This is a genomic window from Megasphaera jansseni, assembly GCF_047974155.1.
Taxonomy (GTDB): domain Bacteria; phylum Bacillota; class Negativicutes; order Veillonellales; family Megasphaeraceae; genus Megasphaera.
In genome coordinates this window covers 1-6,377 of record NZ_JBHYRR010000052.1, presented here as the reverse complement: position 1 = coordinate 6,377, position 6,377 = coordinate 1, and the positions used below count along the sequence as shown (strand labels likewise).

Here is a 6,377-nt window from a genome sequence, read left to right as displayed (position 1 = left end):
GGCCCCTTGGTCAAGCGGTCTAAGACATCGCCCTTTCACGGCGAGAACATGGGTTCAAATCCCGTAGGGGTCACCACAATCATGGGCGATTAGCTCAGCTGGGAGAGCGCCTGCCTTACAAGCAGGATGTCAGCAGTTCGATCCTGTTATCGCCCACCAGGAAAAAAGACCTGTCACTTTGTGACAGGTCTTTTTGCGTTGTTAGGGGCTAGGGGCTAGTGGCTAGTTGTTAGGGGTTAGTGGCTAGTGGCTAGTGGCTAGGGGTTAGTTGTTAGGGGTTAGTGGCTAGGGGTTAGTGGTTAGTGGCTAGTTGTTAGGGGTTAGTGGCTAGGGGCTAGAGATTAGTGGCTTCCCTTCGCAGGGGAGCTGGCGCTACAGGCGTCTGAGGGGGGTTACCTATGACGAGTAATTTGCTACTACGGGTTGCGACATGCGAACTGCGATCTGCGGGACGCCCTTTGGGCGTCCCCTACAGCAACGATATAAAATACGTATCACATTGACCTGTGAATTGCGCAATCGGCATAATCTATTTCTTCTGCTCATTTTATATATGCGTAATAATATGTTTGATTCCTATAAATTTTGTATTATAATGAATGGTAGCGATGGGATATTTTCTTTAGCCTAAGGACATATTCCTACTAATTTCTAAGAACTTACAAGGAGTGGTACCCAAATGAGATTTACAGAAGATTTGAAAGCCCGCGTTTCCAAAGCACAGAAAAAAATCGTCCTTCCGGAAACGAACAGCCGTCGTGTATTGAAAGCTGCTGAACGCGTTTTGGCTGATGGTTTTGCTAGAATCGTTCTCGTAGGTAAACTGGAACAGATTAAAAAAGATGCTGCTAAATTCCAGATCGATCTCACCGGTGTCGAAGTCGTCGACCCTGAAACTTACTATCGTATGGACGAACTTTGCGCTTACTTTGCAAAACGTCGTGAAAAGAAAGGCATGACCCTGGAAAAAGCTCGTGAAATCATGCTCAACAACTACACCTTCTTCGGAGCTGGCCTCGTTGCTCTCGGTGAAGCTGACGGCTGCGTATCCGGTGCTGCTACGACTTCTGCTGAAGTTATCCGCGCTGGCCTTCAGGTCATCGGCCCCCGTCCTGGTAACAAAACCGTATCTTCCGCTTTCATTCTCTTGACCAACACTCCGCAGTATGGCGATAATGGTATCCTCGTACTCGGTGACTGCGGCGTTATCCCCAACCCGACGTCGGAACAGCTCGCTGATATCGCTTGCATCTGCGTAGAACGTGCTCGCCGTACGGTCCAGATCCTCAACCCGAAAGTTGCTTTCCTTTCCTACTCCACCAAAGGTTCTGGCGCTGGCGAATCCGTCGACAACGTACGCCATGCTGTTGAAATCCTGAAAGAACGCAACGTCGACTTCGACTTCGACGGCGAACTCCAGGCTGACGCTGCTCTCGTACCGGAAGTTGGCGAACACAAAGCACCGGGCTCCAAAGTTGCTGGCCACGCCAATGTCCTCATTTTCCCGAACCTCGATGCTGCTAACATCGGCTACAAGATGGTTCAGCGTTTCGCTAACGCAACGGCTCTTGGCCCCTTGGTCCAGGGCTTGGATAAACCTATCCTCGACCTGTCCCGTGGCTGCTCGTCTGAAGACGTTGCTGACGTCGTTGCCGTATGCTGCTCCGATGCCATCACCGCTGACCTCTACAAAAAAGAACGTGCTCAGCAGTAATTTCATAGTTCGTTCGTAGTTCATCGTTCATCGCGATGGCTTGATATTTTTAATCCTATGCAATCAACGATGAACGACCTACCGTATATATTCCAGAGCGGGCGCCCCACGTGGTCGCCCCTACAACTCAAAAGGGGTTTGTCATTGGCTAACCGCTAACCCCTAACTGCTAGCCACTTAAAAAGGGACTGTCGCACATGCGACAGTCCCTTTTTTTACTTGTAGCGGATGCGGCGGTTGCCGACGACCATGGTCGGGCTCAGGGTACGGTAAACCATGTACGTGAAGAACATGAAGCCGAAGAGGAAGACCAGGGCGTATTCATCAGTGAGCGGTGCGTCTTTGGTAAAGTACCAGGCACAGGCCAGGGTCAGGATGAGGCTGGCATACATGGAAATGGTGACACACCACGTCCGTTGGCCGCGATCGCGCATCTTGTAGAAATCATGGAATTTGACGTACATGGCAACGGTCCAGGCGACGAGGACGACAGCCAGTACGATGGGGACGGCTGCGGGAAGGGGCAGGTATAAGGATACGAGAAAGAGAATCATAAGGGCAAAGGTACTGAGGAAAATCCCTTCCTGGCGTTTCAAATCCCGGCTGGAGTCATCAGGGACAGCCGGGCGGTTACGACGAGACATGAGTCATCATCCTTTCTTATAGCATTCTATCACATTATAGCATAGGTTGACTTTCTTTTCACAATATGATAGCGTGAGGAGGTAAGGGCCGCTCGGCAGAGCGGCCCGCAGACCGCAGTTCGCAGGCCGTAGGGGCGACCACGAGCCACGAGCCACGAACCACGAGCCACTTTAGCGCGCTTGCCACGTGTGAGCTCCTGTTTGTAGATGGTCTGCCTGGAAAGGATGTGTGATTATGCATGCAGTGAAGACATACGATGTCATTATTATCGGGGCTGGTCCGGCCGGTATTTTTACGGCCTTGGAACTGGCTGATAAAGGGTTCAAGATTCTCATGGTCGAAAAGGGACAGGATATACGGGAGCGCATCGCCACGAGCCTGAACAAGAAGGCCCTGCCTAAAGACAGGATGCGCAATGTCGTCTGTGGCTGGGGCGGCGCCGGCGCCTTCAGTGATGGCAAGCTGACGCTGACGACGGAATACGGCGGCAACCTCGACGACTATATGTCCAAGGCCGACCTGATGGATAAAATCCGTTACGTCGATGACGTTTATTGCCGCTTCGGCGGTGCCGGCCGCAAGGTCTACGGCGATGAAAACAAAGAATGTATCCGCGATATCAAGCGGAAAGCGGCAGCCGCTGACCTGCGCTTCATCCCGGCCCGTATCCGTCACCTGGGGACCGATGTCAACGCCCAGATTTTGACCAATATGCGCGACTTCCTGGATGGCAAGGTCGATATCATGGCCGATACGGCCGTAGACCACATCGTCGAAGAAAAAGGGACAATCAAAGGCGTCCTCATCGGCGATCAGTTCTATGCCTGCCAGTATCTGGTCAGCGCCCCGGGCCGGGAAGGCTCGGAATGGTTCGTCCACGAAGTCGAAAAGATGGGCCTCAAGCTGACGTCCAATGCCGTCGATATCGGCGTCCGAGTAGAAATGCCGGCTGAAGTCCTGGAAACGATCACCGACGTCGTCTACGAATCGAAGCTCATTTATTTCAGTAAATCCTTTGACGACCGGATCCGTACGTTCTGTATGAATCCATACGGCTTCGTCGTCGAAGAGAATAACGATGGCCTGCTCACAGTCAATGGTCACAGTTACGCTCACAAGAAGAGCGAAAATACGAATTTCGCCATCCTCGTCTCCAAGAAATTCACGGAACCTTTCCATGAACCGATTAAATATGGGAAATATATTGCTAATCTGGCCAATATCCTAGGTGGCGGCGTCATCGTCCAGCGCCTGGGCGACTTCCTCGATGGACGCCGGTCGACGCCGGAACGGATCCAGCGGGGCCTGGTCCGGCCGACCATGCCCAATGCGACGCCGGGCGACTTATCGCTGGTCCTGCCGTACCGCCATATGCAGGACATCAAGGAAATGCTGGAAGCCCTCGATGCCGTAGCGCCCGGGGCCAATTCGCGCCATACCCTGCTGTACGGCGTGGAAGCCAAGTTTTACTCGAACCGGCTGGAACTGAGCCATGTCCTGGAAACGAAGATTCCCAACTTCTTTGCCATCGGCGATGGCGCTGGCATTACCCGCGGCCTGGTCCAGGCTTCGGCAGCTGGCGTGACCGTTGGTCAGGAAATCCTGCGGCGGGAAGGAAAATAAATAACGTTATTCTTTGAACCGGTATCCGGCACCCCAGACCGTCTCGATGTAGATGGGCTTGGCCGGGTCCGGTTCTATTTTTTCGCGGATGCGGTTGATGTGGACCATGACCGTCGCCGTGTCGCCTTCGGCATCGAGGCCCCAGACGCGCTCGAAGAGGCGGTCCCGGCTGAAGACCAGGCCGGGATGCTTGGCCAGGAAGACGAGGAGCTCGAATTCGCGGTTGGTCAGGGAAATTTCTTTGCCTTTGACGTAGACACGGTGCTTGTCGACGTAGATTTCCAGGTCACCGCTGCGGATGACTTCGCCGTCGGCTGCTTTCTGCTGGGCCTTGCCCATGAGACGTTCGTAGCGCGTGATGTGGGCTTTGACACGGGCGACGAGCTCCGTCGGGCTGAAGGGCTTGATGATGTAGTCGTCGGCGCCGAGGCCCAGGCCGCGTATCTTGTCCATGTCTTCCCGTTTCGCCGATACCATTAGGATGGGCACTTCCTTTTCTTCGCGGATGCGGCGGCAGATGTGGAAGCCGTCGGTCCCGGGCAGCATGATATCCAGCAGGATGAGGTCGAAATCTTCCTGCAGGGCCCGTTCCAGCCCTTTGGTCCCATCGGTCTCGATGACGCTTTCAATGGAACTGGCTTCGAGGAAATCCCGTTCCAGTTCGGCGATTTCTATATTATCTTCAATGATCAGAATCCGTTTCATGATGTTCCTCCTCTATCTTAGGCAAGGTAATGACGACGGTTAGGCCGCCGCCCGGCGTTTCTTCGGCATGGATGCGGCCGTGCAGGGTCGTGATGATTTGTTTTACAATAGCCAGGCCCAAGCCGCTGCCCTTCTGGACGTCGGTCCGGGCGGCGTCGGTCCGGTAAAAGCTGTCAAATAAACGGGGCAGGTCTTCTGCCGGGACGCCTGGCCCATGGTCGGCTACGGTCAGGACGACGGTCTGCGGCGTTTCAGAGAGGTTCAGGTCCATCGCTATGGCAGCGCCCTGTTTATATTTCAGGGCGTTTTCCAGCAGGTTGTCGATGACCCGCTGGAACTGCATCCTGTCGATGGCTGTCCGTGCCGGCCCGGCTGGCGGCGTGTAATGCAGGATGAGGCCGCGCTCGGCCAGGCGTTCTGTGTTTTCGGCGGCGAAGTCGGTAAAATAGTCGCGCAGCGATACGCTTTCCATCATAAAGGATACCTGGCCCAGGTCGAGTTTGGAAAAGAGGAACAGCCTGTCGACGAGTTTTTCCAGGGTACAGGCGTTCTGGTAGATGAGTTCGACGTAATGATGGCGCTTTTCGGCAGTCTTGGCGATGCCGACCAGGATGCCGCTGGCATACCCTTTGAGCAGGGTCAGTGGTGTCGACAGATCGTGGGAAATGCCGGCAATGAGTTCCTTGCGGTTCTGCTCGTATTTTTCCTGAGCCCTGCGGGCAGCGCGCAGCTGGCGGCGCATGTGGTCGAAGGCCGCACAGGTCTGGCCCAATTCATCACGCGATGACAAGGTCAGCTGGTAGTCGAGATTGCCCTTTTCGATTTCTGCAGCCGCGGTCCGCAAAGCTGCCAGCGGCGTCAGTATCTGGCGGGATAGGACGCGGGACAGGATGAGGCCGCAGGCGATGATGATGGCACTGGCCGTGCCGACGATGAACAGGAGCAGTGTCTGTATGACGCCTTTGGCCATGCCTTCGCGGATGCCACTTTTGGCGATGAACGGCGTATTGCCGGCGGCGATGACCGTCGTCCCGCTGTGAGGCGAGGTATAGCGGAAGAAGAAACCGTCGCCGTCCCAGGTCATGACCGTCTGCTGGCCATGAGCTTTGCGCAGGACCCGGTCGGCCAGACTGTAGAAGTCGATGCCCGGCGTGATATAAGCGACCTGCTCATTGCGGACGATGGCCGTGGCAATGCCCAGGTCTTCCAGGACCCGGCAGTCTTCGCGCATGTCCTTGACCTTTAACGGGCCAGGCCGCTCGGCCTTGACGCGCAGGGAACTGACGGTATATTGGATGGACAAAGCCGGTCCCTTTTCAGGCCACAACGTCGTCAAATCGTTGTGAGGCGATGAAAAACGGAGCCCTGAGATGAGCAGGAACCCCAGGACCGTCAAAATGGCGATAGGGACGAAGACCATGGTGAAATTGGTGATGAGCAGGCGGTGTCGCAGTGAAATGTCACGTATATGCAGCATAAGCAGGCCATCCTTTCGTAGTGATAGTTTTATTATAGAGTGATTCGCGGCTAGTGGCTAGTGGCTCGTGATTAAATTTAAAACCATCCGCTAACCCCTAACCCCTAACCACTTAAAAGGGGCTGTCGCATTAAGTCATTTTGGCTTCGTGCGACAGCTCTCTTTTTTTGCTCTATTTCATCTTTCTATTCTCTTTTTTCTAGCTAAACGTAA

General features: G+C 54.4%; 5 protein-coding genes and 2 tRNA genes. 4 read left to right on the top strand and 3 right to left on the bottom strand.

Annotated elements, in window-relative coordinates:
• The 3 genes from ACE418_RS13155 (at window position 1) to pta (ending at window position 1,714) form a co-directional block, all read left to right on the top strand.
• Window positions 1-76: transfer RNA gene (locus ACE418_RS13155), tRNA-Glu, on the top strand.
• Between the two features lie 7 nt (window positions 77-83).
• A tRNA-Val gene (locus ACE418_RS13150) sits at window positions 84-159 on the top strand.
• A gap of 520 nt (window positions 160-679) precedes the next feature.
• A complete protein-coding gene (pta, locus tag ACE418_RS13145) occupies window positions 680-1,714 on the top strand; it encodes a phosphate acetyltransferase (RefSeq protein ID WP_416451031.1) in 1,035 nt (344 codons plus the stop codon).
• 215 nt (window positions 1,715-1,929) lie between these two features.
• Here pta and ACE418_RS13140 read toward each other — a convergent pair whose 3' ends face one another.
• The gene (locus ACE418_RS13140) at window positions 1,930-2,358 is read right to left on the bottom strand and encodes a hypothetical protein (RefSeq protein WP_416451030.1); all 429 of its coding nucleotides are present in this window, start codon (window positions 2,356-2,358) and stop codon (window positions 1,930-1,932) included.
• A 235-nt stretch (window positions 2,359-2,593) separates the two neighbouring features.
• On the opposite strand from ACE418_RS13140, the gene ACE418_RS13135 reads away from it, so the two are divergent.
• Window positions 2,594-3,982 carry an NAD(P)/FAD-dependent oxidoreductase gene (locus ACE418_RS13135; protein ID WP_416451029.1) on the top strand — a complete coding sequence of 463 codons (1,389 nt, stop codon included), beginning with the start codon at window positions 2,594-2,596 and terminating at the stop codon, window positions 3,980-3,982.
• Between the two features lie 6 nt (window positions 3,983-3,988).
• On the opposite strand, the gene ACE418_RS13130 is transcribed toward ACE418_RS13135, so the two are convergent.
• Together ACE418_RS13130 and ACE418_RS13125 are read right to left on the bottom strand one after the other, a co-directional pair.
• On the bottom strand, window positions 3,989-4,687 hold the full coding sequence (locus ACE418_RS13130) for a winged helix-turn-helix domain-containing protein (RefSeq protein ID WP_416451028.1): 699 nt from the start codon (window positions 4,685-4,687) through the stop codon (window positions 3,989-3,991).
• The gene (locus ACE418_RS13125; RefSeq protein ID WP_416451027.1) at window positions 4,665-6,164 is read right to left on the bottom strand and encodes a HAMP domain-containing sensor histidine kinase; all 1,500 of its coding nucleotides are present in this window, start codon (window positions 6,162-6,164) and stop codon (window positions 4,665-4,667) included. The genes ACE418_RS13130 and ACE418_RS13125 overlap by 23 nt, the downstream gene beginning before the upstream one ends.
• Window positions 6,165-6,377: the final 213 nt, after the last annotated feature.

Excerpts from the sequence above, each read along its gene's own strand:
- ACE418_RS13135 (WP_416451029.1), top strand. The coding sequence starts at position 2,594 with ATGCATGCAGTGAAGACATACGATGTCATTATTATCGGGGCTGGTCCG.
- ACE418_RS13140 (WP_416451030.1), bottom strand. The coding sequence starts at position 2,358 with ATGTCTCGTCGTAACCGCCCGGCTGTCCCTGATGACTCCAGCCGGGAT.
- ACE418_RS13125 (WP_416451027.1), bottom strand. The coding sequence starts at position 6,164 with ATGCTGCATATACGTGACATTTCACTGCGACACCGCCTGCTCATCACC.
- pta (WP_416451031.1), top strand. The coding sequence starts at position 680 with ATGAGATTTACAGAAGATTTGAAAGCCCGCGTTTCCAAAGCACAGAAA.
- ACE418_RS13130 (WP_416451028.1), bottom strand. The coding sequence starts at position 4,687 with ATGAAACGGATTCTGATCATTGAAGATAATATAGAAATCGCCGAACTG.